Origin of the sequence: Stenotrophomonas maltophilia (assembly GCF_047782825.1) — a bacterium.
Taxonomy (GTDB): domain Bacteria; phylum Pseudomonadota; class Gammaproteobacteria; order Xanthomonadales; family Xanthomonadaceae; genus Stenotrophomonas.
In genome coordinates this window covers 2,222,394-2,243,583 of sequence record NZ_CP180589.1, presented here as the reverse complement: position 1 = coordinate 2,243,583, position 21,190 = coordinate 2,222,394, and the positions used below count along the sequence as shown (strand labels likewise).

General features: G+C 66.3%; 18 protein-coding genes and 2 tRNA genes. 11 read left to right on the top strand and 9 right to left on the bottom strand.

Annotated features, from left to right (window positions below):
* Positions 1-41: 41 nt before the first annotated feature.
* The 6 genes from ACM2ZB_RS10630 to ACM2ZB_RS10605 form a co-directional block, all read right to left on the bottom strand.
* Entirely contained in the window at positions 42-2,969 is a 2,928-nt protein-coding gene (locus ACM2ZB_RS10630) for a TonB-dependent receptor domain-containing protein (protein WP_416058459.1), read from the bottom strand.
* Positions 2,970-3,275: 306 nt separating this feature from the next.
* Positions 3,276-4,802: an exopolyphosphatase gene (gene ppx / locus ACM2ZB_RS10625; protein WP_416058458.1), complete on the bottom strand. Its 1,527-nt coding sequence runs from the start codon at positions 4,800-4,802 to the stop codon at positions 3,276-3,278.
* Positions 4,803-5,035: 233 nt separating this feature from the next.
* Positions 5,036-7,123 carry a polyphosphate kinase 1 gene (gene ppk1 / locus ACM2ZB_RS10620; protein ID WP_416058457.1) on the bottom strand — a complete coding sequence of 696 codons (2,088 nt, stop codon included), beginning with the start codon at positions 7,121-7,123 and terminating at the stop codon, positions 5,036-5,038.
* 4 nt (positions 7,124-7,127) lie between these two features.
* Positions 7,128-8,459, bottom strand: coding sequence for a phosphate regulon sensor histidine kinase PhoR (gene phoR, locus ACM2ZB_RS10615; protein WP_416058456.1), 1,332 nt, complete (start codon positions 8,457-8,459; stop codon positions 7,128-7,130).
* Positions 8,460-8,564: 105 nt separating this feature from the next.
* Positions 8,565-9,254: a phosphate regulon transcriptional regulator PhoB gene (phoB, locus tag ACM2ZB_RS10610; protein ID WP_053519436.1), complete on the bottom strand. Its 690-nt coding sequence runs from the start codon at positions 9,252-9,254 to the stop codon at positions 8,565-8,567.
* 116 nt (positions 9,255-9,370) lie between these two features.
* Entirely contained in the window at positions 9,371-11,071 is a 1,701-nt protein-coding gene (locus tag ACM2ZB_RS10605; RefSeq protein ID WP_416058455.1) for a M48 family metalloprotease, read from the bottom strand.
* An 88-nt stretch (positions 11,072-11,159) separates the two neighbouring features.
* On the opposite strand from ACM2ZB_RS10605, the gene grxC reads away from it, so the two are divergent.
* The 7 genes from grxC to ACM2ZB_RS10570 all read left to right on the top strand — a co-directional run bounded on the left by grxC (position 11,160) and on the right by ACM2ZB_RS10570 (position 16,359).
* Complete coding sequence (grxC, locus tag ACM2ZB_RS10600; RefSeq protein ID WP_416058454.1) at positions 11,160-11,450, top strand: glutaredoxin 3; 291 nt, start codon at positions 11,160-11,162, stop codon at positions 11,448-11,450.
* Positions 11,447-11,839 carry a carboxymuconolactone decarboxylase family protein gene (locus ACM2ZB_RS10595; RefSeq protein WP_046986956.1) on the top strand — a complete coding sequence of 131 codons (393 nt, stop codon included), beginning with the start codon at positions 11,447-11,449 and terminating at the stop codon, positions 11,837-11,839. Before grxC ends, ACM2ZB_RS10595 begins: the two co-directional genes overlap by 4 nt.
* 319 nt (positions 11,840-12,158) lie before the next feature.
* Positions 12,159-13,163, top strand: a complete 1,005-nt coding sequence (locus ACM2ZB_RS10590; protein ID WP_313206735.1) for an isocitrate dehydrogenase — start codon at positions 12,159-12,161, stop codon at positions 13,161-13,163.
* Positions 13,164-13,295: 132 nt separating this feature from the next.
* Positions 13,296-13,706 (top strand): hypothetical protein, encoded by a 411-nt coding sequence (locus ACM2ZB_RS10585; protein ID WP_416058453.1) that lies wholly within the window; start codon positions 13,296-13,298, stop codon positions 13,704-13,706.
* A 161-nt stretch (positions 13,707-13,867) separates the two neighbouring features.
* Positions 13,868-14,611, top strand: a complete 744-nt coding sequence (locus ACM2ZB_RS10580; protein WP_416058452.1) for a cysteine hydrolase family protein — start codon at positions 13,868-13,870, stop codon at positions 14,609-14,611.
* A gap of 52 nt (positions 14,612-14,663) precedes the next feature.
* Positions 14,664-15,572, top strand: coding sequence for a LysR family transcriptional regulator (locus ACM2ZB_RS10575; protein ID WP_313206732.1), 909 nt, complete (start codon positions 14,664-14,666; stop codon positions 15,570-15,572).
* Positions 15,573-15,597: 25 nt separating this feature from the next.
* Positions 15,598-16,359, top strand: a complete 762-nt coding sequence (locus ACM2ZB_RS10570) for a sulfite exporter TauE/SafE family protein (RefSeq protein ID WP_416058451.1) — start codon at positions 15,598-15,600, stop codon at positions 16,357-16,359.
* 3 nt (positions 16,360-16,362) lie between these two features.
* Here the strand turns inward: ACM2ZB_RS10570 and ACM2ZB_RS10565 are convergent, their stop codons facing one another.
* Both ACM2ZB_RS10565 and ACM2ZB_RS10560 read right to left on the bottom strand, forming a co-directional pair.
* Complete coding sequence (locus ACM2ZB_RS10565; protein ID WP_416058450.1) at positions 16,363-16,983, bottom strand: flavin reductase family protein; 621 nt, start codon at positions 16,981-16,983, stop codon at positions 16,363-16,365.
* Positions 16,984-17,117: 134 nt separating this feature from the next.
* Positions 17,118-17,876 (bottom strand): Bax inhibitor-1/YccA family membrane protein, encoded by a 759-nt coding sequence (locus ACM2ZB_RS10560; RefSeq protein ID WP_416058449.1) that lies wholly within the window; start codon positions 17,874-17,876, stop codon positions 17,118-17,120.
* Positions 17,877-18,057: 181 nt separating this feature from the next.
* Here ACM2ZB_RS10560 and ACM2ZB_RS10555 point away from each other — a divergent pair.
* From ACM2ZB_RS10555 to ACM2ZB_RS10540, 4 genes are all read left to right on the top strand, one after another.
* Positions 18,058-18,134: transfer RNA gene (locus ACM2ZB_RS10555), tRNA-Pro, on the top strand.
* Between the two features lie 37 nt (positions 18,135-18,171).
* Positions 18,172-18,248, top strand: a tRNA-Arg gene (locus tag ACM2ZB_RS10550).
* Between the two features lie 195 nt (positions 18,249-18,443).
* The gene (locus tag ACM2ZB_RS10545) at positions 18,444-19,733 is read left to right on the top strand and encodes a hypothetical protein (RefSeq protein ID WP_416058448.1); all 1,290 of its coding nucleotides are present in this window, start codon (positions 18,444-18,446) and stop codon (positions 19,731-19,733) included.
* A complete protein-coding gene (locus ACM2ZB_RS10540) occupies positions 19,708-19,926 on the top strand; it encodes a hypothetical protein (RefSeq protein ID WP_416058447.1) in 219 nt (72 codons plus the stop codon). The genes ACM2ZB_RS10545 and ACM2ZB_RS10540 overlap by 26 nt, the downstream gene beginning before the upstream one ends.
* Positions 19,927-19,995: 69 nt before the next feature.
* On the opposite strand, the gene xerC is transcribed toward ACM2ZB_RS10540, so the two are convergent.
* The gene (xerC, locus tag ACM2ZB_RS10535; protein ID WP_416058446.1) at positions 19,996-21,174 is read right to left on the bottom strand and encodes a site-specific integrase; all 1,179 of its coding nucleotides are present in this window, start codon (positions 21,172-21,174) and stop codon (positions 19,996-19,998) included.
* Positions 21,175-21,190 lie beyond the last annotated feature (16 nt).

Genomic DNA, 21,190 nt, shown 5'->3' with positions numbered 1-21,190 from the left:
CCCGAAGGGCCGTGGTTGCAGTGCAGGAATGAAGCGATGGATCAGAAGCGCTGGGTGTACTTCATGTAGATGAAACGACCGATGTCGTAGCCACCGTAGTACGAGAAGACCGAACGCGGCTTGGTGTACATGACCGGGCCCTGCTTGTCGAAGACGTTGTTGGCGCCGACCGAAACGGTGGCATCCCACGGCAGGTTGTAGCGGAACTGCACGTCGTGGAAGGTGACCGAACCACGCTCGTTGTAGTTGCGCGCGCCCTTGTACCACGGCGCGTACACGCCCAGGTCGGAGCACTCATCGGCGTACTTGGCCGGGTTGACGCACTGTTCCTTGACGCTGGAGTAGTAGCGCGCGGTCCAGCTCACGCCGAAGTTCTCCACATCCCAGCCCACGGTCAGGTTGGAGCGCACGCGGAAGCCGATGCCGGTGTTGGTGGCGATGCCGTTGTTGACGGTCGGCACGATCGAGGCGTCGTTGGACGAACGGAAGACGTCGTTGGCCACGTAGGTGGTCGACCACGACGTGCTCAGCTTGCCGTAGTCGGTATCCAGGCGGTAGGTCAGGTCCATGTCGTAGCCTTCGACTTCGGCGAAACCGGCGTTGCGGTTGCCGAAGCGCAGGCCGGTGACGATGCCGGTGGTCGCGTTGCGGGTGAAGCGGGCGCAACGGTCGGCCAGGCCCTGCTCGTAGCAGTCGATCAGGATCTGGTTCGGGCTGTCATCGACGATGGTGTCGTCGATGCGGATCTTCCACCAGTCCAGCGAAACGTTGAAGTTGCTGATGAAGGTCGGGCTCCAGACCACGCCCAGGGTGCGGCTGGTGGAGGTTTCCGGCTTCAGGTCCGGGTTGGAGCCGGAGATGAACGGCGTCGGCGTCGCTGCCACCGAACCTTCGGTCGGCAGGTTGCGGTTGTCCAGCTGTCGGAAGTTGGCCACGTCGGCGATGTCCTTCGCACAGCGTGCGCGCACTTCGGCGCTGGTACGGGCCGAGCCGTACTTGCTGTCGCAGGGATCGGAGAAGTTGGCGAAGGTTTCCGAGCCGCCGCCGTACAGGTCGGCGATGGTCGGGGCACGGAAGCCCTCGGCCCAGGTACCGCGGACCAGCAGCTGGTCGATCGGCTTCCACTTGAAGCCGAACTTGCTGTTGAGCGTGTTGCCGAAGGTGTTGTAGTCGGAGAAGCGGGTCGCCGCGTTCAAGCTCAGCTCACGCGCGCCCGGCAGGTCGGACAGCACCGGCACGTTCAACTCCAGGTAGGCTTCCTTCACCTTGTACGAGCCACCGGTCGGGCCGGCGGCCAGGTTGGTGGTGGCACCGGTCTGGGCCAGCGGGTCCGGCACGAACTTGCCGGTTTCCTCGCGGTTTTCCAGGCCGAAGGCGAAGCCGAGGTCGCCGGCGGGCAGGGTGAACAGGCTGCCGCTGATGGTGGCGAAGGCATTCTTGGAGGTGGTGCGGCCGGTGGCGTTCTCAGCCGGGAACAGCCAGTCCTGCAGGGCCTGGTTGTTGGTCATGCCATACGGGCTTTCCACGCCGTAGGGCACCAGCGGATTCCACGGCATGCAGCCTTCGATCTTCGCGCCCGGGCGGCCGCACTCGACCTTGCCGGTGGCAGCGTTGAGGTAGGACGGACCGGTGGCGGCCTGCACGCGACCCTTGTGCAGGTTGCCGGTGGTGTGCTGGCTCAGTTCGTTCTTGTTGTACTGGTAGCCCACTTCCCAATCGAAGTAGCGCTCGCCGACTTCAAACGAACCGTCGAACGCTGCGACCGCACGGTAGGTCTTCAGTTCGCTGGTGCTGGTGCGCGGCACTTCCCACAGGCGGCGGTTCCAGCTGACGGCGGTGGGGTTGGCGTAATTGTGCTGGGTGCCGAACGGGTTGAAGTAGCTGTCCACCGCCATCTGGTTGATCTTGGCGGTGGTGGTGTCGAACGGATAGCCGGCGGTGACGCGGGTCGAGGTGCGCTTGTTGTAGCCCAGTTCGGCCTTGAAGCGCACGCTGTCGGTGATGTTGGCGTGGCCGGAGAAGTACAGCGAATCACGCTTGATCGGATAGCTCAGGTGCATCTGATCGTTGGTGTTGCTGACGTCGCCGGTGAACGCGGTCGGGTCGGTGAAGTGGTAGTTGCCCGGGTTGGTCGGGTCGCTGCCGCGGTTGAGCGCGTAGTCGCAACCGGCGGCCTTGGTGCAGCCCGGGCCGCCCTTCACACCGTAGAACTGGCCCCACTGGCTGTTGGTGGTCCAGCCATCGGTCGGGTGGCGGTCGGTGTTGCCGTAGGCGCTGAAGCCACGGTCACGCGCCCACACGGCCTTCTCTTCCGAATGCTCGGCGGCGAAGGTGGCCGAGAAGCGGTCGTTGGACCAGCCGGCAACCACGTCGAAGCGATCGCGGGCGCCATCGCCCTCGCTGTACTGGCCGTGGTACACGTTGGCGGTGATGCCGCTGACGTTGGTGCGGGTGATGATGTTGATCACGCCGGCCATCGCGTCCGAGCCGTAGATGGCCGAGGCGCCGTCCTTCAGCACTTCGATGCGTTCCACCGCCGACACCGGCAGGGTCGACACGTCCTGGTAGCCGGAGGTGCTGATGCCCAGGCGCTTGCCGTTGACCAGCACCAGGGTGCGCTGGGTGCCGAGGTTGCGCATGTTGACGTAGGTACCACCGGCATCTTCACCGGCCGACAGCACGTTGGCGCGGCTGATGGTCGGGCTGCCCATCGCGGTCACGTTCTGCAGGATGTCCGAGACCGAGCTGAAACCCTGGCGTTCGATGTCCACGCGGGTCAGTGCCAGCACCGGCTGGGCGGTTTCCACATCCACCTGGCGGATGCGCGAACCGGTGATCTCGATGCGGTCCAGGTTGGTCGGCGAAGCGTTGCTGCCGCTCTGCGCGAAGGCCGGCAGGGCGGCCAGGGTCGCAGTGGTCGCCAGGGCATAGCGGATGGCCTGGCCCAGGGCGGTGGTACGTGAAGTCATGACGAGCTCTCTCTCTCAGGTCGTGCAGGGACGCCAAAACGGGCGTCGAAGATTCGGACCGGCAACAACCGGACCGACGACCCGATAGTAGTCTCGTTGGTTAATGCCATGTAAAGAGGTCGTGTCGATTTGTATCGCACCGCATCCTGCGGTTTCACGAAAGCCCAACAAAAGCAGCCGCTTAGCAGAAGGGTTGGACGCGCCAAACCGTGTCGTCTGTTGCATCGCAACAGACAATCCGGGGGCGCGTGCGCGAACTGTAACGGTCTGTGACCTCGGCGCCCCCGCAGCGCGGGGGCGGGCGGGTCAGGCCACGAAGGGGCGGAACTGGATGCCCAGGCCGGCCAGGCCTTCGGTTTCGCCGATCAGGTCCGCGCGCAGCAGGGGGCGGGCATCGATGAAGGCCTGCGGGACGATCAGCGACAGGCGCGCGTCGTCGGCGGTCAGTTCCAGTGCCGGCGGCGGCACGTCCTCATGGGCGCGGTTGAGCAGGACGGCCAGCCGCAGCAGGGCGGTCAGCCGGCGGGCGGTCAGCAGCAGGCGCTCGGGCAGGGCATCGAAAGCGGACTTGCCAACGCTGCGGCGGTGGCTGCGCACCAGCGCGGCCAGCATCTGCTGCTCCTGCCGCGAGAAGCCGGCGATATCCGAGTTTTCCAGCACGTAGCTGCCGTGCACGTGGTAGCCGCTGTGGGCGATCATCAGGCCCAGCTCGTGCAGGCGTGCGGCCCAGCCGAGCATGCGTGCATCGTCGGCATCCAGCTTCCAGCGTTCCTGCACCTGCTCCAGCAGCGACAGTGCGGTGTCCCGCACACGGTCGGCCTGCACCGTGTCGATGCCATAGCGCTGGGTCAGCGCGGCCACCGACTCGTCGCGCGGGTCGTTCTCGCCGGCGCGGCCGACGATGTCATAGAGGATGCCTTCGCGCATGGCGGCCTTGCTGACCAGCAGCTTCTGCAGGCCCAGTGCCTGGAAGGCGGCCTCCAGCACCAGGATGCCGCCGGCGATGATCGGTCGGCGGTCGGCGGACAGGCCGGGCAGCACGATGTCGTCGATCTTCTTGGCCTTCAGCAGTTCGTCGCGCAACTGCGGCAGGGCCTCGGCGGTGATCGCGCCCTTGCTCAGCTTCATCGTGGCGCAGATCTCGCTGATCGCCTTGTGCGTACCCGACGAACCCAGTGCTTCCTGCCAGCCCAGCGCGCGGTACTTGCTGGCGAAGGGCTGGAACTCGCGGCCGATCTCGGCCAGCGCGTCTTTCCAGCGCTTGCGGCTGAGCTTGCCGCCGGGGAAGAAGCGCCGCGTACTGGCGATGCAGCCGGCCTGCAGGCTTTCGCGCTCCAGGGTCTGCATGCCCTTGCCGATGATGAATTCGGTGGAGCCGCCGCCGATGTCGATCACCAGGCGGCGCTGGTCGGCCTTGGGCGGCTGTGCGTGGGCCACGCCCAGGTAGATCAGGCGCGCCTCTTCGCGGCCACTGACCACTTCGATGGCATGGCCCAGTGCGGTTTCAGCCGGGACCAGGAACGACTGCGGGGAACGCAGCTGGCGCACGGTGTTGGTGGCCAGGGCGCGGACGCGGTGGGGCGGGACGTTGCGGATGCGCTGGCCGAAGCGGGCCAGGCATTCCAGCGCGCGCTGGCGTGCGGCGGCGGACAGGCCGCCCTTGCCATCCAGGCCATCGGCCATGCGCACCGTCTCGCGCAGGCGGTCGATCACCCGCAGCTGGCCGAGCGTGTAGCGCGCGATGACCATGTGGAAACTATTGGAGCCAAGGTCGATGGCGGCCAGCAGGTCGCCATCCTGCAATGCGGGCGGAGTCGTGGTGGTATGCGGCATGGGCGAATGTTAGCCGAAGGGGCGGTGTGCTCGTCACCGCGCCGCCTTCACATTTTGTCGGGGGCGTTCGGTAGTGCCGGCCGCTGGCCGGCAAGGGGTCGGATCCCGTTGCTGTGCAACGGGCTCTGACCCCGGTGTTATGCACGGGGCGCGTTGTGCCGACCAGCGGTCGGCACCTACCGGATCACAGACCCTGCAGTGCCCCGACCAACGGTCGGGACCCACCAGGCAGCTTACAGGCCTTGCATCAATGCCATCTGCGCCGAATGCGGCGCTTCGTCGTGGGCGGGGGCGCGCTTGTGGTAGATGCCTTCGGCGTCCAGTTCCCAGGCGTTGAGGTTGTCGTCCAGGTAGTTCTGCAGCACTTCGCGGTAGACCCGCTTGGCCAGCTCCGGGTCCAGGATCGGGAAGCAGGTCTCGACCCGGCGCAGCAGGTTGCGTTCCAGCCAGTCGGCGCTGGCGCAGTACATTTCCGGGGCGCCGTCGTTGCCGAACCAGTACACGCGGCTGTGTTCCAGGAACCGGCCGACGATCGAGCGCACGCGGATGTTGTCCGACACGCCCGGCACGCTTGGGCGCAGGGTGCAGGCGCCGCGGATGATCAGGTCGATCTGCACGCCGGCCTGCGAGGCAGCATACAGCGCGCGGATCACCTGCGCTTCGTTCAAGGCATTCATCTTGGCGATGATGCGCGCCGGGCGCCCGGCGGCCGCGATGCGGGTCTCGCGTTCGATGCGGCTGAGGATGCCGGTGTGCAGGGTGAAGGGCGACTGCAGCAGGCGCTTGAGCTTCATCTTCGAGGCCAGCCCGGACAGCTGCTGGAACAGCAGGTGCACGTCGTTGCCGATGTCCGCATCGGCGGTGATCAGGCTGATGTCGGTGTAGGCGCGGGCCGTGCCACTGTGGTAATTGCCGGTGCCCAGGTGCACGTAGCGGCGCAGCTTGCGGCCCTCGCGGCGCACGATCAGCAGCATCTTGGCGTGGGTCTTGAAGCCGACCACGCCGTACACCACCTGCACGCCGGCTTCCTGCAGGCGGTCGGCCAGTCCCAGGTTGGCTTCTTCGTCGAAGCGCGCGCGCAGCTCGACCACCACCGTCACGTCCTTGCCGTTGCGGGCGGCCTGGATCAGCGCATCGACGATCAGCGAATCCTTGCCGGTGCGGTACAGGGTCTGCTTGATCGCCAGCACGTTCGGGTCCACCGCGGCCTGCTTGATCAGGTCCAGCACGGCGGTGAAGGCATCGAACGGGTGGTGCAGCAGCAGGTCCTGGCGCCGGGTGATCTCGAAGATGCCGTCGCTGTCGCGCAGGGTGCGCGGATTCATCGGCGGGTACTTCAGGTCCGGCTGCGGCACCAGGTCGTACAGCTGGATGATGCGGTTGAGGTTGACCGGGCCATCGATGCGGTACACCGCGTTTTCGGTCAGGCCGAAGTTCTGCAGCAGGGTACGCACGATGTCCTTCGGCGTGTCCTCGGCGATCTCCAGGCGCACCGCCGGGCGGTAGCCGCGGTCGACCAGTTCATCGCGCAGGGCCAGCGCCAGGTTCTCCACTTCTTCCTCGTCCACCACCAGCTCGGAATTGCGGGTGACGCGGAACTGGTAGGCACCCTGGACTTCCAGGCCCGGGAACAGCTCGTCGACGAAGGCCGACAGCACCGAGGACAGGAACACGAAGTTCTGCCCGCCGCCCAGGCTTTCCGGCAGCTGGATGATGCGCGGCAGCGAACGCGGTGCGCGCACGATGGCCAGGTGGCCGGCGCGGCCGAACGCATCGGTGCCCTTCAGCACGACGACGATGTTCAGCGACTTGTTGAGGATCTTCGGGAACGGATGCACCGGGTCCAGGCCCAGTGGCGACAGCACCGGCATGATCTCGTTGCGGAAGTACGCGCGCAGCCAGCGCTTCTGCCGGTGGTTCCAGGAGTGGCGGCCGAGCACGCCGATGCCGGCCTCGGCCAGCGCCGGGCGCAGCGTCTGGTTCCAGCAGCGGTACTGCTGGTCCACCAGTTCGGCGGCGCGGTCATGGATGGCGTTGAGGATGGTCTGCGGGCTCATGCCGTCCGGGGCCGGCGGCAGGCCGAATTCCTGTGCGTGGCGCACGGCCGCAGCGCGGATCTCGAAGAACTCGTCCAGGTTGGTGCAGGAGATGCACATGAAGCGCAGGCGCTCCAGCAGCGGCACCTGCGGGTCCATCGCCTGTGCCAGCACGCGGAAGTTGAAATCCAGCTGGGACAGTTCGCGGTTGATGTAGAGCGCCGGGTCACGCAGTGGATCGTTGTCCGGGCTCACGGGGAGGGGGAGGGATCCGAGGCTGCTCATGGCTTCATTCTTCGATGGAGGTCAGGGGGGCGGACTCGCGCGGGCGCACGTGGTCGGCATCGAAATGACAGGAGAACACCGAGCCCTTGCCCACTTCGCTTTCGATCTCCAGCCGTGCGTGGTGCAGGCCGAGGATGTGCTTGACGATGGACAGGCCCAGGCCGGTGCCACCGCTCTCGCGCGAGCGGCTGCTGGACACGCGGTAGAAACGTTCGGTCAGGCGCGGCAGGTGGGTGGCGGGGATGCCGTAGCCGCTGTCACGCACGGCCAGCACGGCGCCGTCGCCCTCGCGGCGGAACTCCACCGCGATGCGGCCATCGGCCGGGGTGTAGCGCACGGCGTTGGTGACCAGGTTGGAGAACGCGCTGTGCAGTTCCTTGGTCGAGCCCAGCAGGTCCACGCCGGCCAGGTCGTCGATGCTGATCTGGTGGCGGCCCTGGCTGTGCGCCTCGGCTTCGCGGCGCAGGGTGGCCAGCATCGGCTGCATGGCCACGGTCTCCGCTTCGCTGTGTTCCTGCGATTCCAGCCGCGACAGGGTCAGCAGGTCTTCCACCAGCTGGGCCATGCGCTGGCTCTGCTTGCGCATTTCTTCCAGCATCGGGCCGGTGCCGGGGAAGTCTTCCGGGTCCATCATGTCCAGGTAACCGTGCACCACGGTGAGCGGCGTGCGCAGCTCGTGGGACACGTTGGCCACGAAGTCGCGGCGCACCTGTTCCAGGCGCAGCAGCTTGCTGACGTCGCGGGCGATCAGCAGCCAGTAGTCCGACGAATAGGGAATCAGGCGCAGGTTCAGCCGGATCGCCGGGTCCACCGGCGAGGGCACGTCCAGGATCGGCTCGGCGTTGCGGCCACCGGCCAGCCAGTGGGCCAGCGGCATCGGCTGCAGGCGTTCGACCAGGGCTTCGCCCAGGTCACCGGGGTGGTGCAGACCCAGCAGCGCGGTGGCTGCTTCGTTGAACCACTGCACGCGCTGGCTGTTGCGGTCCAGCACCACCACTGCATCGGGCAGGGCGGCGGCCGCGGCGCGGTAGCTGCGCAGCATGTCCAGCAGGCGGCGCTTGCGTACGCGCATTTCCACCTGGTTGCGGTACAGCAGGCGGTCCAGCTCGTTCCACACGCCGGAACCTTCTTCGGCGGTTTCCCAGCGCTGGCGCGCGGTCAGCCGGCGCAGCACGGTGCGCAGGCGCCAGTAATGCCAGGCCAGGGTGCCCAGCGCGCCCAGTGCGATGCACAGCCACAGATGTCCACTCAACCACCCGACCACGCCGGCCAGCACCAATACCGCTGCCACGGAGGCCAGCGTCTTCAACCAGGCGGAGCGGATGTGGCGGGGCATTGCGGTCTCGTCGTTGAAGGCGGCGGTTCACGCGGGTGAACCGAGGGTTATAGCAGAGTTGCCGACGCCGGCACCGGCAGGTGCGCGGCGCCGGCACGACGAGGCTCAGGTGGCGGTGGAGAAGCGGTAGCCGGCGCCGCGCACGGTCTGCACCATGTTCTCGGCATTGAACGGTTCCAGCGTCTTGCGCAGGCGGCGGATGTGCACGTCGATGGTGCGCTCTTCCACGTACACGCTGCCGCCCCAGACATGGTCCAGCAGCTGGGCGCGGGTGTAGACGCGCTCGGGGTGGGTCATGAAGAAGTGCAGCAGGCGGTATTCGGTCGGGCCGATCGGCACCGGCTGCTCGTTGGCGAACACGCGGTGGGCGGCGCCATCGATGCGGATCGGGCCGACGGCCACGCTGCCGTCCTCGTCGTCCTCGCGGGCACGACGCATGACCGCGCGGATGCGGGCCAGCAGTTCGCGTGCCGAGAACGGCTTGACCACGTAGTCGTCGACGCCGGCTTCCAGGCCGCCGACGCGGTCATTTTCTTCGCCGCGCGCGGTCAGCATGATGATCGGCACTTCGCGGGTCAGGGTTTCCTTGCGCCAGCGGCGGGCCAGGTCCAGGCCGCTGGTGCCGGGCAGCATCCAGTCCAGCAGGATCAGGTCGGGGACGCGATCGGCGATGGCGGTCTGGGCCTCGCGGGCATCGCCGGCGTGGACAGGTTCGTAATCGCCCTTGCGAAGGGCGAAGGCGACCATTTCACGGATCGCGGGCTCGTCATCGACGATCAGGATGCGTTTCTGCACGAGGACACCGTAGGGCTCGATTACTGGAGTGGTGCCAGTAGACTACGGTTTGATGACATGTTTGTGACCACCCGGCCGATAGATGCGCAGGCTGCCATCGACCGGTCATGCAGGACTCAGCGCCGGTCCAGGTCCGGGTCCTGCACGCCCTGGCGGCGCAGCTCCAGCACGGTGGGGGTGATGGTCTCGATGCGCGCGTCCACCCGCGCCCGGCCCACGTAGTCCAGTTCCGGGTTGCGCTTGAGCGCCTGCAGCTGCATCAGCGCCTGCTCGGGCCGGCCGCCGAGGAAGGCCGCTTCGGCGTAGGCCTCGCTGGCCCGCACGCTGTCACCGGCCAGCTCGCTGGCGCGGGCGTAGCGCTGCTGGAATACCGGATCGTTACCACTTTGCGACAGCAGGGGCCGCAGCATGGCCTGCGCGCGCTGGCCGGCCTCGCGGCCGCCCTGTTCATTCAGGATCTCGGCATAGGTGAGCGCCACCGGCCGGCTGTTGGGGTGCTGGCGCAGCAGCTGTTCGAAGCGGGCATTGGCCTGTGCCGGCTGACCCGAGCGGGATTCGGCCTCGGCCAAGGCCAGGGCCACGAACAGGTTGTCCGGGTGGGTCTGCAGCAGGGCCGCCAGGGCCTGGCGGGCCTGGGTGGCGCCGCTGCGGCCGCCGCGCAGGGTGGCCAGGGCCTGGCCGTAGCGCTGGGCGTCGGTCAGTCCGTCCTTCTGGCGCCGGCCCAGGTCGGTGTATTCGCGTTCCAGGTCCGGGGTGGTGTCGGCACTGAGCACGCGCAGGCGCTCGCGCGCCCAGTCGAACTCGCCGCTGGCGCCGCGGCTGAGCTGGCCCATCGGCACCCGCAGCACGTTGCCGGGCAGCAGTGGGTTGTTGCCGCGCAGCAGGGGCTCGGCCAGGCTGGGGTCGGCCGGGTCCACCCGCTCCTTGCGCTCGCCGCTGGGGGTGCTGGTGGTCAGCAGCACGGTGTCCTTCTTCATCTGCTCGGCCCGCGCCTTGGCCTCGCTGATGCGGGTGGTGTTGACCGGGTGGGTCTGCAGGAAGTCCGGTGCGCGATAGCCACCGTCGTTGCCGCGCATCGCCGCCGACATGCGTTCGAAGAAGCCGGCCATGGCGTCCACGTCGTAGCCGCTGCGGGCCAGGGTACGGATGCCCAGGCGGTCGGCTTCCGATTCGTTGGACCGGGTGTAGTTGATCTGCCGCTGCTGCATCAGGCCCATGCCTGAGCTGATCGCGGCCATGGTGGCGTCGCCGGAGGAATTGCCGCCGCTGGCCTGGGCCGCCACCACCGCCGCCAGCATGCCCAGCAGGATCGGAATCTGGTCACGCTGGGCCCGTTCGACCCCACGCAGCACGTGCTGCTGGGTGACGTGGGCGATTTCGTGGGACAGCACCGCCGCCACCTCGTCCTCGCGCTCGGCGGTCAGCACCAGGCCGGCATTGACCCCGATGTAACCGCCCAGGGTCGCGAAGGCGTTGATCTGGCGGTCCTTCATCACGAAGAACGTATAGGGCTGGCGCGGCTGGTCACTGTTGGAGCCCAGCCGGGTGCCCATGGTCTGCAGCCACTCGTTCACCAGCGGGTCGTCCAGCAGGTAGCCGTAGTTGCGCAGCTCACGCAGCATCATCGCGCCGTACTCGGCCTGCCGTGCCGGGGTCAGCAGCTCGCCGGCCGAGGAGCCGATGTCGGGCAGCTTCTCCTGGGCCTGGGCCAGCGGCATGGCCAGGGCAAGGGTGACGGCGGTGGACAGCAGCAGGGCTCGCAAGCGGGGGTTCCTCGGGCAGGGCGCGCCAAGCGTGGCAGGGCAGGGGGCAACCATTCGTTAATCCACAGTGTTGCGGTCGTGGCGTGGAAATTCCAGCGCACCGGTACCATATATGGACCGTCGATCCATCGTGGAGTTTCCCGTGACAGCCCAGCCCACCGGCGGTTCGCCCGCCATCACCATCTATTCCACCGCCGTCTGCCCGTACTGCGTGGCCGCCAAGAACTTCCTCAAGAGCAAGAACCAGCAGTGGACCGAGGTCCGCATCGACCTGGATCCGGTCGAGCGCGAGAAGATGATGGCCTTGACCCGCCGCACCAGCGTGCCGCAGATCTTCGTGGGCGACGTCCATGTCGGCGGCTACGACGACATGATGGCCCTGCACCGTGAAGGCAAGCTCGAGCCGCTGCTGGCCGGGCAGGGCCACGCATGAGCGCGGCCGACGACGGCAGCAAGGACCGCATCGCCGAATTCACCGATTTCCGCAAGCGCATGAACGAACGCATCCTGGGTGAGCCCAACCAGGTCGTGCGGCGCTTCTTTGCCCTGGACACGCAGACCTACCAGGCCGGCGCCCTGGATGTGAAGACCAAGGAACTGCTGGGCCTGGTGGCCTCGATGGTGCTGCGCTGCGACGACTGCATCAGCTACCACGTGGCCCAGTGCAAGGACGCCGGCGTGACCCGCGAGGAGTTCTTCGAGACCTTCTCGGTCGGCCTCGTGGTCGGCGGTTCCATCGTCATCCCGCACCTGCGCCGCGCGGTCGACTTCCTCGACCAGCTTGAAGGCGGTGCCGCCGCCCCGGAAGCGCACGAGCACTGAGGTAGCGCCTGCCGCTGGCCGGCATTGCCTGAATCGGACACGGCCGAGGCTGCCGGCCAGCGGCCGGCACTACCGAGCGCGCGGGGGCGTTCCCCGCGATCCAACAGCCCAGGAGCCCCCTTGTTGTTCAAGGGGGCGCGCCGACAGGCGCGGGGATAAGGTGGGATGCGCGGGCAATTCTGCCTTACCCGGCTCGGACTAATTGCCTATTTGGGGTCTCCGAGCCGGGTAAGGCATAATTGCGAGTGAAACTTCCTTAGCGCCGGCGTTTCCGGGCACGTCCGGACGGCGTATTCCCCCCTGTTCGGAACATCGATCAATGACGCAGAAAATTACGGTCATCCGCGGCGACGGCATCGGCCCGGAAATCATGGACGCCACCCTGTTCGTCCTCGACCAGCTCAACGCTGGCCTGGAGTACGAAGATGCGGACGCCGGCCTGGCGGCCCTGGAAAAGCACGGCGACCTGATGCCGGCGGTGACCCTGGAATCGATCGCGCGCAACAAGGTCGCGCTGAAGAGCCCGCTGACCACCCCGGTCGGTGGTGGCTTCACCTCGATCAACGTCAGCCTGCGCCGCCACTTCGACCTGTACGCCAACGTGCGTCCGGCCCACACCTTCCCGAACACCAAGTCGCGTTTCGACAACGTCGACCTGATCACCGTTCGTGAGAACACCGAAGGTGCATACCTGGCCGAAGGCCAGGAAGTCTCGGCTGACGGCGAGACCGCCTTCTCCGGCACCCGCATCACCCGCAAGGGCTCCGAGCGCATCGTGCGCTACGCCTTCGAGCTGGCCCGCAGCGTCGGCCGCAAGAAGGTCACCGCCGTGCACAAGGCCAACATCATCAAGTCGACCTCGGGCCTGTTCCTGAACGTCGCCCGTGAAGTGGCCGCGCAGTACCCGGACATCGAGTTCCAGGAAATGATCGTCGACAACTGCTGCATGCAGCTGGTGATGCGTCCGGAACAGTTCGACGTGATCGTGACCACCAACCTGTTCGGCGACATCATCTCCGACCTGTGCGCCGGCCTCGTCGGCGGCCTGGGCCTGGCCCCGGGTGCCAACATCGGCAAGGACGCGGCGATCTTCGAAGCCGTGCACGGCACCGCGCCGGACATCGCCGGCCAGGGCAAGGCCAACCCGTGCGCGCTGCTGCTGGCAGCTGCACAGATGCTGGACCATGTCGGCCAGCCGGAAAACGCCGAGCGCCTGCGCAAGGCCATCGTGGCGACCATGGAAGCCAAGGATTCGCTGACCGGCGACCTCGGCGGCACCGGCACCACCATGAGCTTCGCCCAGGCCATCGCCAGCCGCCTGTAAGCGGCCGGCGTTCCCGCTGGAGATCGCCTCGGGCGATGTCCAGCCGGGGAGGCACAGCGTTGAAGACGGGCCGTCCTTGTACGGCCCGTCTGCGTTTTCAACCGCGGGTTTTCATCGACAGGGTGTTTCCAGATGCCTGAGGCGGCCGTGTGGGTCGTGGCGGCCGTTGCCGTCTATGCCATCGGCGTGGCGATCTACGCCACCTTCTACTGGCCGTGGTCCCGTGCCCAGCGTGCGCTGCGCCACCTGCGCAGGCATGGGGTGCCTCTCCGCAGCCTGCGCGGGAGCGAGGCGAGCGTCCTGCAGCTGATCGAGTTTCCGGCGGGGTTGCCGGTGTATCTGCTCGAAGGCAGCTGCGCGGCGTTCGTTGTCAGAAGCAGATCCCCTCCGGCCCAGCATGTGCAGACGCTGGCCGGCGTGCCGGTGAAGTATCCGGCGGGCCTCGCACATGCCGTGCGCGCGGGAAGCAATACCGCCGAAGTGGTGCTCGGGCGCGAGCACGCGATGATCGTGCGGCTCAACGGGGTCAAGCTGGCCCAGTAGAGTCGAGCCATGCTCGACTACGCGGGAACCGTCGAGCATGGCTCGACTCTACAAGAGCCATCTGTGCGCAGACCGCACAGATCATGTGTTGTTGCACGGCTGGTTCGTGCGCCATCCGCTCCGCATCCTGTGTCCACTTCCCACCGCACAGGAATCGCCCCATGAAGCTTTCCGCCTTCGGCTTGGCCAGCCTGATCGGCATGGCCACCGCCGCACCGGTTGCTGCTGCCGAGCCGGCCCATCCCACCATCCGCCACATCGCCGGTGCGCCGTCGGTCACCGCGCTGGATGCCGCGAAGACCGCCGTGCTGGTCATCGATTTCCAGAACGAATACTTCGACGCCAGCGCCGCGCCGGGCTTCGCCGGTGGCCGCATGGTCATTCCCGATGGCGTGGCCGCATTGCAGCGGGCCAAGCGTGTGGTGCAGTTCGCCGACGCCCATGGCATCCGGGTGATCCACGTGCAGCACGTGCTGCCGGCCGGCGCGCCGCTGTTCGCGCAGGGCAGCGTCAATGCCGCGTTCCATCGTGACTTGCAGCCGCGCCAGGGCGAGACGGTGGTGCAGAAGGACAACGTCAGCGTGTTTGCTGGGGCCTCCGCGGCGGTCCTCGACAAGGTGCTGAAGGACGCTGGCATCGACACCCTGCTGGTCACCGGCCTGCAGACCCATGCCTGCGTGGTCGGTGCTGCCCGCGATGCAGCTGCAGCACCGCGCGGCTACCGCGTGATCGTGGCCGGTGATGCCACCGCCAGCCGCGACCTGGACCTGGCCGGCGGCCAGCGCATCGGTCACCGCGCGCTGCACGAAGCCTCGCTGGCGCAGATCGAAGATGCCTTCGGTGAAGTGATCAGCACCGAGGCGATGCTGGCGCTGCCGGTACGCAAGGCCGGCGACGGCGCTTGATAAGCTGGCGGGGCCCGCAGATCGCGGGCTCCGCTTCCGGGAGCTGCCTTCGATGGATCACTTCGCCGCCCTGCGCGCGCTGCGCGCCATCGTCGAAGCGGGCAGTTTCACCGCCGCCGCCGAGCGCCTGGGCACCACTCACTCGGCGATGTCGCGGCAGCTGCGGCAACTGGAAGAACACCTGCAGGTGCGCCTGCTCGACCGCAACAGCCGGCGCCTGTCGCTGACCGAGGCCGGGCGCGATTACTACCGCGAGGCCGTGGCCCTGCTGGATCGCCTGGAGGCTGCCGATGACCGCGCACGCGCCGGCCAGGCCGAGCCCAGCGGGCGCCTGCGCATCAGCGTGCCGCAGGTGGTGGCCAGCCAGGAGCTGCCGCACTGGTTGCCCGGTTTCCTCGCCCGCTACCCTCAGGTCTCGCTGGACCTGTCAGCCGACGACCAGCTGGTCGATGTCGTCGGTGGTGGCTTCGATCTGGCGCTGCGCATCGCGCCGTCCCTGCCGGACAGCCAGCTGGTGGCGCGCGAGCTGGCCAGCTGCCCGCGCATCCTCGTAGCCGCCCCTGCGTACCTGGCCCGGCACGGCCTGCCGCGACAGGCTACCGACCTGCAGCAGCACACGTTGCTGGGCTTCAGCCCGACCGGGGCCGGTGCGCCGTGGCAGCTGCAGGGGCCGCGCGGCGCCACCGCCAGCATCGAGGCCGGCCAGCGCCTGCGCGTGGATGCCACGCCCGCGCTGCATGCGGCGGTGATGGCGGGCATGGGCATCAGTCTGTTCACTGCGTTGACCGTGCAGGAGGACCTGCGCAGCGGTCGCCTGATCCGCGTGCTGCCGGCCTGGAACGCCGGCCAGCGCCGTTACTTCGCGCTGTATCCGCATGCGCGTGCACTGGCGCCGAAAGTGCGCGCGCTGGTCGATCACCTGGCCACGCACTACGCTGGGTGGACGGGCGGGGCAGGCTAGCCACGCCACGGCGACGAGGAGCGTGATGGATCCGGTTTATCTGCTGGTGGCAGTCGGTGCGATCGTCGCCGGCTTCGTGCAGGGCCTGTCCGGATTCGCATTCGGCATGGTCGCCATGTCGTTCTGGGCCTGGGGGCTGGACCCGAAACTGGCCGCGGCGCTGTCCGTTTTCGGTGCGCTGACCGGTCAGCTGCTGGCGGTGTTCACCGTGCGCCGTGGATTCAACCTGCGTCTGCTGCTGCCCTTCGTGCTGGGCGGCCTGGTGGGCATTCCGCTGGGGGTGCTGGTCGTGCCGCAGCTGGACATGGCCTGGTTCAAGGCGCTGCTGGGGGCCTTCCTGGCGGTGTGGTGCCCGGTGATGCTGGCCGTGCGCCACCTGCCGCCGATCACCCGTGGCGGCCGCATCGGCGACGCCGTGGCCGGCATGGCCGGCGGGGTGCTCAGTGGCATCGGTGGCTTTGCCGGGCCGGTGCCGACGCTGTGGAGCACGCTGCGCGGCTTCGCCAAGGACGAGCAGCGTGCGGTCATCCAGAACTTCAACCTGGCCATGCTGGCGGTGACCATGGCCACCTATGTCGGCAACGGCATGATCTCCCGGCAGATGCTGCCGTATTTCGCCATCGTGGCCCCGGCCATGCTGGTGCCGACGCTGCTGGGCGCGCGCCTGTACATCGGCATCAGCGAGGCGCGCTTCCGGCAGATCGTGCTGGGTCTGCTGACCGCGTCCGGCATCGCCCTGCTGTGCTCGGCGCTGCCGGTGCTGCTGTCGCGCCCGGTGGCAGGCTGAGGCTCAGGCCGGCCGGAACATGCGGAAGCGCTGCTCTGCGCTGACCCGGAAGTAATCGGCGGGGCCGCCACCGCGCAGGATCGGGTCGGCGGCGGCAGTGTCGTAGATGCCATCTACCAGCAGCCGCTCATCGATATGCACGGTGACCACCTCACCCAGCACCAGCCAGCCGTTGGTGTCCTGGCCGGCGGCATCGCGCAGGCGCACGATCTGGGTGCAGCGGCATTCCATGCTCACCGGGCTTTGTGCGACACGGGGCGGCCTGACCTGCGTGGATGCCAGCGGCGTCAGCGCCGCCAGCGCGAACTCGTCGACGTCCGCTGGAACCGCGCGGCAACTCTCGTTCATGGCTTCGGCCAGCGCGAACGTGGCCAGGTTCCAGACGAACTCGCCGGTGGCCTCGATGTTGTGCAGCGAGTCTTTGCGGCCCTGGCTGGAGAAGCCGATGATCGGCGGGGTGTAGTTGAAGGCGTTGAAGAAACTGTACGGCGCCAGGTTGAGTGCACCTGCGGCGTCGCAGCTGGAAATCCAGCCGATCGGGCGCGGGCCGATGATTGCGTTGAACGGATCGTGCGGCAGGCGATGGCCGTCAGCCGGGCGGTAGCTGTGGAAGGTGTGGGGCATGGGGATCTTGCTCTGTGAAGTCGAGCTTGCTCGACTGGAGGTTGCCCCGATTATCCGCCAGCCGGACGGGTGCAGCCCACAGAAAAGCCGCGACCCTTGCGGATCGCGGCTTGTCGTTTACGGCCAAATTGGACTCAGCGCTGCTGGATCTTCGACAGCAGACGCAGGAACTCCACGTACAGCCAGACCAGGGTCACCATCAGGCCGAAAGCGCCATACCACTCCATGTACTTCGGCGCGCGCTGGGCCACGCCGGTTTCGATGAAGTCGAAATCCAGCACCAGGTTCAGTGCGGCCACCACCACCACGAACAGGCTGAAGGCGATGCCCAGCCAGCTGGCGTCATGGATCACCGGCACGTTGATGTTGAAGAAGCCCAGCACGAACGAGGCCAGGTAGAGCAGGGCGATGCCGCCGGTGGCGGCGACCACGCCCAGCTTGAAGTTCTCGGTGGCCTTGATCAGGCCGCTGCGGTAGGCGAACAGCAGGGCGAACAGGGTGCCGAAGGTCAGCAGCACCGCCTGGAACACGATGCCGGGGAACTTCATGTTGAACACGGCCGAGATCGCGCCCAGGAACAGGCCTTCCACCAGCGCGTACATCGGCGCGGTGACCGGCGACCACTCCTTCTTGAAGATGGTGATGAGCGCCAGCACCAGGCCGCCGATCGCGCCGCCCATGGCGTACAGCTTGGCGCCGGCCATGACCTGGCCGTAGTCGTCGATGGACTGGTTCCAGGCAAAGGCGGCGGTCAGCACGGTCAGTACCAGCAGGATGCCGGTCTTGTTGACGGTGCCGTTGAGGGACATCGCCTGGTCGGGGTGGGTCACCACCGAGCCGCTGGCCAGATCGAGGAAGGTCGACTCGGAAAGAGCCGGGTTGCCGCTGCGCATGCGAGGTCTCCGTGCGAAAAGGGGTCGATACGGCCATCCGGCCGATGGCAGCGAGCATAGCCGATGGCTGCGTACGGTGGTGTGGCGGCGGCGGGTGGCCAGGGCGGTCGCGTTGACAGGCTGCGCCACGCTTGGCCACAATGGTCAGCTCGCCGGGCCTGTGGCCTGCGGGAAGCATCACCGGGGTATAGCGCAGTCTGGTAGCGCGCCTGCTTTGGGAGCAGGATGTCGGGGGTTCGAATCCCTCTACCCCGACCAATCCCATTACGTCGGATTGGACGCCGTTCCGGTTCGGGCGCCCGTAGCTCAACTGGATAGAGCACCGGCCTTCTAAGCCGGCGGTTACAGGTTCGATTCCTGTCGGGCGCGCCATTGAAATCAATGGCTTAGCGCTAAGGTTGCGAAGGCATAAGCGATCTTCCGGAAATCGTTCCGGAAATGCTGGCGCTGAACCGTAGGCTGAAAGTGCTGGCGCCATCTGCCTGGGTGTCGGGTCCCGCCCTACTGCGTCGTTTTCACATTTTGTGTATAAAGCGAACCTGAGCAGGATGCTCTACAGGGGAAGCTATGACGTCTGAAGTTGCGGTTCTGAACTGTTCCGGTGTGGCTCTGGCCGCCGACAGTGCAGTCACTGTGGGGTCGCAGAAGATCTACAACTCTGCGGTGAAGTTGTTCGCGCTATCAAAAGTGGCGCCCGTGGCGATCATGGTCTACGGGAATGCAGCGCTTTCGCGCGTACCGTGGGAAATTGTCATCAAGGAGTACCGAAAGACCCTTGGGGACCAAACTTTCGCCAAGTTGGATGATTACGCTACCGACTTCGTCAAGTACATCGAGTCCAGTAAGCATTTCTTCGATGACGCTGGCGAGACAGTGTGGCTCCAAGAGCGAATCAACTCTGTCCTGAACTACCTGTACATCGAAGGTATGGAGCAGGTCGACCGTGAGCTGGAAGGGAAGGGAATCGAGCGAGATCGGATCCGCGAAATTTTCGCGGCTCATTTCGCGAAGATGAAGTCAATGGTGGACGGTGCCGAAGCCTTCAACGTCCCAACAAAGGTCCTTCGCCGTGTTTCGCCCAAGATCAAGGAGCATGCGGAGAATGGGGGCAAGCACTTCTTCGGGGACTTCTATGATGAATTTGCGGCAACAATCGAAGAGATCTGTCTGGGGCTCTTCAAGCGCAAGTTCTTCCCTGGAGCGTCGTCAGGAATTGTGATTGCCGGCTACGGAGAAGAGCAGGTCTTTCCAGCCATTCGTACCCTGAGCTTTGATGGCGCTGTTCCAGGATTCGCCAGATACATGGTGGATGAAGCCCGGACCCAAGCCGTTGATACCGTGGACATGCAGGCCTCGATCATTGCGTACGCGCAGGAGGACATGGTCGCTACGTTCATGGAGGGCATGAATCCGCTGCTCCGGACTTTCGTGGAACAAAGCCTTCAGGATGTGTTCCACGCCCTGCCGGAAGAGCTCGGCACCGTTCTCGGGGCCGATGAGGATGTGAAGGCGGCCTTGAGGCAACTCTGCCACAATACGCAAGCCGGGTTGATCCAAGCGATTGATCGGCACCGTATTGACGAGCACGTCAACCCAGTTGTGAACATGGTTCGAGCCCTTCCCAAGGACGAGCTTGCCGCAATGGCTGAGTCTCTTGTGAACCTGACTGCGTTCAAACGCCGTGTGACCGGAACCCTAGAGACGGTTGGCGGTCCAATTGATGTGTGCGTGATTTCCAAAGGTGATGGTTTGGTGTGGGTAAAGCGCAAGCACTACTTCCCATCTGAGCTGAACCTGTTGTTCCAACAAAACTACCTAAGAGGTGTTGACAATGTCCGCGAAAAAAGCGGTTCGTAAGGGTGCCGGCGCTGCAGCCGAGGCAAGGCTCTATTCGATGGAGCAGATTACCCAGGCGTTCCGGTTGCCGGCGATGGAAGTGGGCGTAAAGGTTGCAGGAAGCGACTCGCGAGTGTCTAACATGGCTCGAAGATTGGTTGGCGAGGTCTTCTCGCAAAAACAAAGTCTGCCCGCGAACGCGGCGCTGATTTGAAGCACCGCGAGCGCGGGCGATAAAAAAGGCGGCCACAGGCCGCCTTTTTTTACGTTGAATCTCCTGCGCTCAATTGGCAGAAGCTTCGTCAACCGTGGGTAGGGAATGGTCATAGACATGCATCATCGCGTCTGTCTTATGGCCGCTGGCAGCCTTCTTGTCCCCCTTGGTATCGGTCACGCCGCGGTGTTTCAAGCTATGCAGGCCGAACCGGTCGTCTTGGCTCAAAATTCCATCCTTCACGGCATTGCGCATCATGCGCCCCCAGGCAGTCTGCCAACCGTCCTCGGTCAACCGCTCCCCGTCCTCGCTGACGAAGAGATAGCGGTCCTCGGTCCGAATCGGAATCACACCCCCGTTCTTCTCCCATATTGCAGCCCGCCGCGCCCGTAGCATGGCGATGGCTTCCTCGGTTTCGGCACCCTTGCGCACCAGGTTGTCGCGGCTGCCCTTGCGCCGGTTCGTGCGCAGCACCTCGCCATCCACGTGAGCGTCGGTCAGCGTCAGAACTTCGATGCCGCGCAGACGTGCCTGGTACGCCAGTTCCATGCCCGCCCACAGGTAAGCCGGCACTGCGCCCTTCGCCCTTGGCCCGCGCGCGCTGCACTCCTTGGCGTAGGCTTGAACCCGGCGAAACACGTCCACGGCCGGCATCCGGTGATCGCCCTTCTCCTTCACCTGCTTGATGCCGGTTGCCGGGTTCGTGGCGACGTGATCGTGTTCGCGAGCCCAGCCGAACACACGGCGCAGGTAGCGCAGCCAGTGGTTCGCTTTGGTTGGGTATCCAGGAATGGCTGGATCGCCGGGCTTGTGGCCGGGCCGCCCCTGCGCGATCACGTCGATAAGGCGCCGGATGAACCCCGGCGTCAGTCGGTCTACAACGGCGTCGCCGAAGGAGGTGCCGTTCTTGAGCGGGTATGCCTTGATGGCCTTGGCGTAGTCCTTGTACCCCACCTGTGTAGATGGTTTCAGCTGCGCGAACGCCAGGCTTTCGGCATGCCGGTCGATGACGTAGGCCACCGTTCCGCGCTGGGCGTTGCCCTGGCGGGCCTCCACGATCGCGTGGAGATCGGAAAGGCGCGCGCTGGGGCCGGCTACCGTCTTCTTCCGGTAGCCGTGGCCTTCCTCATGCGGGTTACGCACGTACCATCGGCCCCGGCCGGTGGGATCCCAGTAGATCCCGACCGGCAGCAGCGTGTGGTCGATGTGCGAGGGCAAATTGGGTGCGGCCTTGCGTGGTCTAGCCATGGTGCTGCTGTGCGTC

What these genes read in the sequence shown, in the direction of transcription:
- ACM2ZB_RS10565 (WP_416058450.1), bottom strand. Translation starts at nt 16,983, where the DNA reads ATGCCCCACACCTTCCACAGCTACCGCCCGGCTGACGGCCATCGCCTG.
- ACM2ZB_RS10570 (WP_416058451.1), top strand. Translation starts at nt 15,598, where the DNA reads ATGGATCCGGTTTATCTGCTGGTGGCAGTCGGTGCGATCGTCGCCGGC.
- ACM2ZB_RS10540 (WP_416058447.1), top strand. Translation starts at nt 19,708, where the DNA reads ATGTCCGCGAAAAAAGCGGTTCGTAAGGGTGCCGGCGCTGCAGCCGAG.
- ACM2ZB_RS10580 (WP_416058452.1), top strand. Translation starts at nt 13,868, where the DNA reads ATGAAGCTTTCCGCCTTCGGCTTGGCCAGCCTGATCGGCATGGCCACC.
- phoR (WP_416058456.1), bottom strand. Translation starts at nt 8,459, where the DNA reads ATGCCCCGCCACATCCGCTCCGCCTGGTTGAAGACGCTGGCCTCCGTG.
- ppx (WP_416058458.1), bottom strand. Translation starts at nt 4,802, where the DNA reads ATGCCGCATACCACCACGACTCCGCCCGCATTGCAGGATGGCGACCTG.
- ACM2ZB_RS10595 (WP_046986956.1), top strand. Translation starts at nt 11,447, where the DNA reads ATGAGCGCGGCCGACGACGGCAGCAAGGACCGCATCGCCGAATTCACC.
- ACM2ZB_RS10630 (WP_416058459.1), bottom strand. Translation starts at nt 2,969, where the DNA reads ATGACTTCACGTACCACCGCCCTGGGCCAGGCCATCCGCTATGCCCTG.
- ACM2ZB_RS10585 (WP_416058453.1), top strand. Translation starts at nt 13,296, where the DNA reads ATGCCTGAGGCGGCCGTGTGGGTCGTGGCGGCCGTTGCCGTCTATGCC.
- ACM2ZB_RS10605 (WP_416058455.1), bottom strand. Translation starts at nt 11,071, where the DNA reads ATGGTTGCCCCCTGCCCTGCCACGCTTGGCGCGCCCTGCCCGAGGAAC.
- ppk1 (WP_416058457.1), bottom strand. Translation starts at nt 7,123, where the DNA reads ATGAGCAGCCTCGGATCCCTCCCCCTCCCCGTGAGCCCGGACAACGAT.
- ACM2ZB_RS10545 (WP_416058448.1), top strand. Translation starts at nt 18,444, where the DNA reads ATGACGTCTGAAGTTGCGGTTCTGAACTGTTCCGGTGTGGCTCTGGCC.
- xerC (WP_416058446.1), bottom strand. Translation starts at nt 21,174, where the DNA reads ATGGCTAGACCACGCAAGGCCGCACCCAATTTGCCCTCGCACATCGAC.
- ACM2ZB_RS10560 (WP_416058449.1), bottom strand. Translation starts at nt 17,876, where the DNA reads ATGCGCAGCGGCAACCCGGCTCTTTCCGAGTCGACCTTCCTCGATCTG.
- ACM2ZB_RS10575 (WP_313206732.1), top strand. Translation starts at nt 14,664, where the DNA reads ATGGATCACTTCGCCGCCCTGCGCGCGCTGCGCGCCATCGTCGAAGCG.
- ACM2ZB_RS10590 (WP_313206735.1), top strand. Translation starts at nt 12,159, where the DNA reads ATGACGCAGAAAATTACGGTCATCCGCGGCGACGGCATCGGCCCGGAA.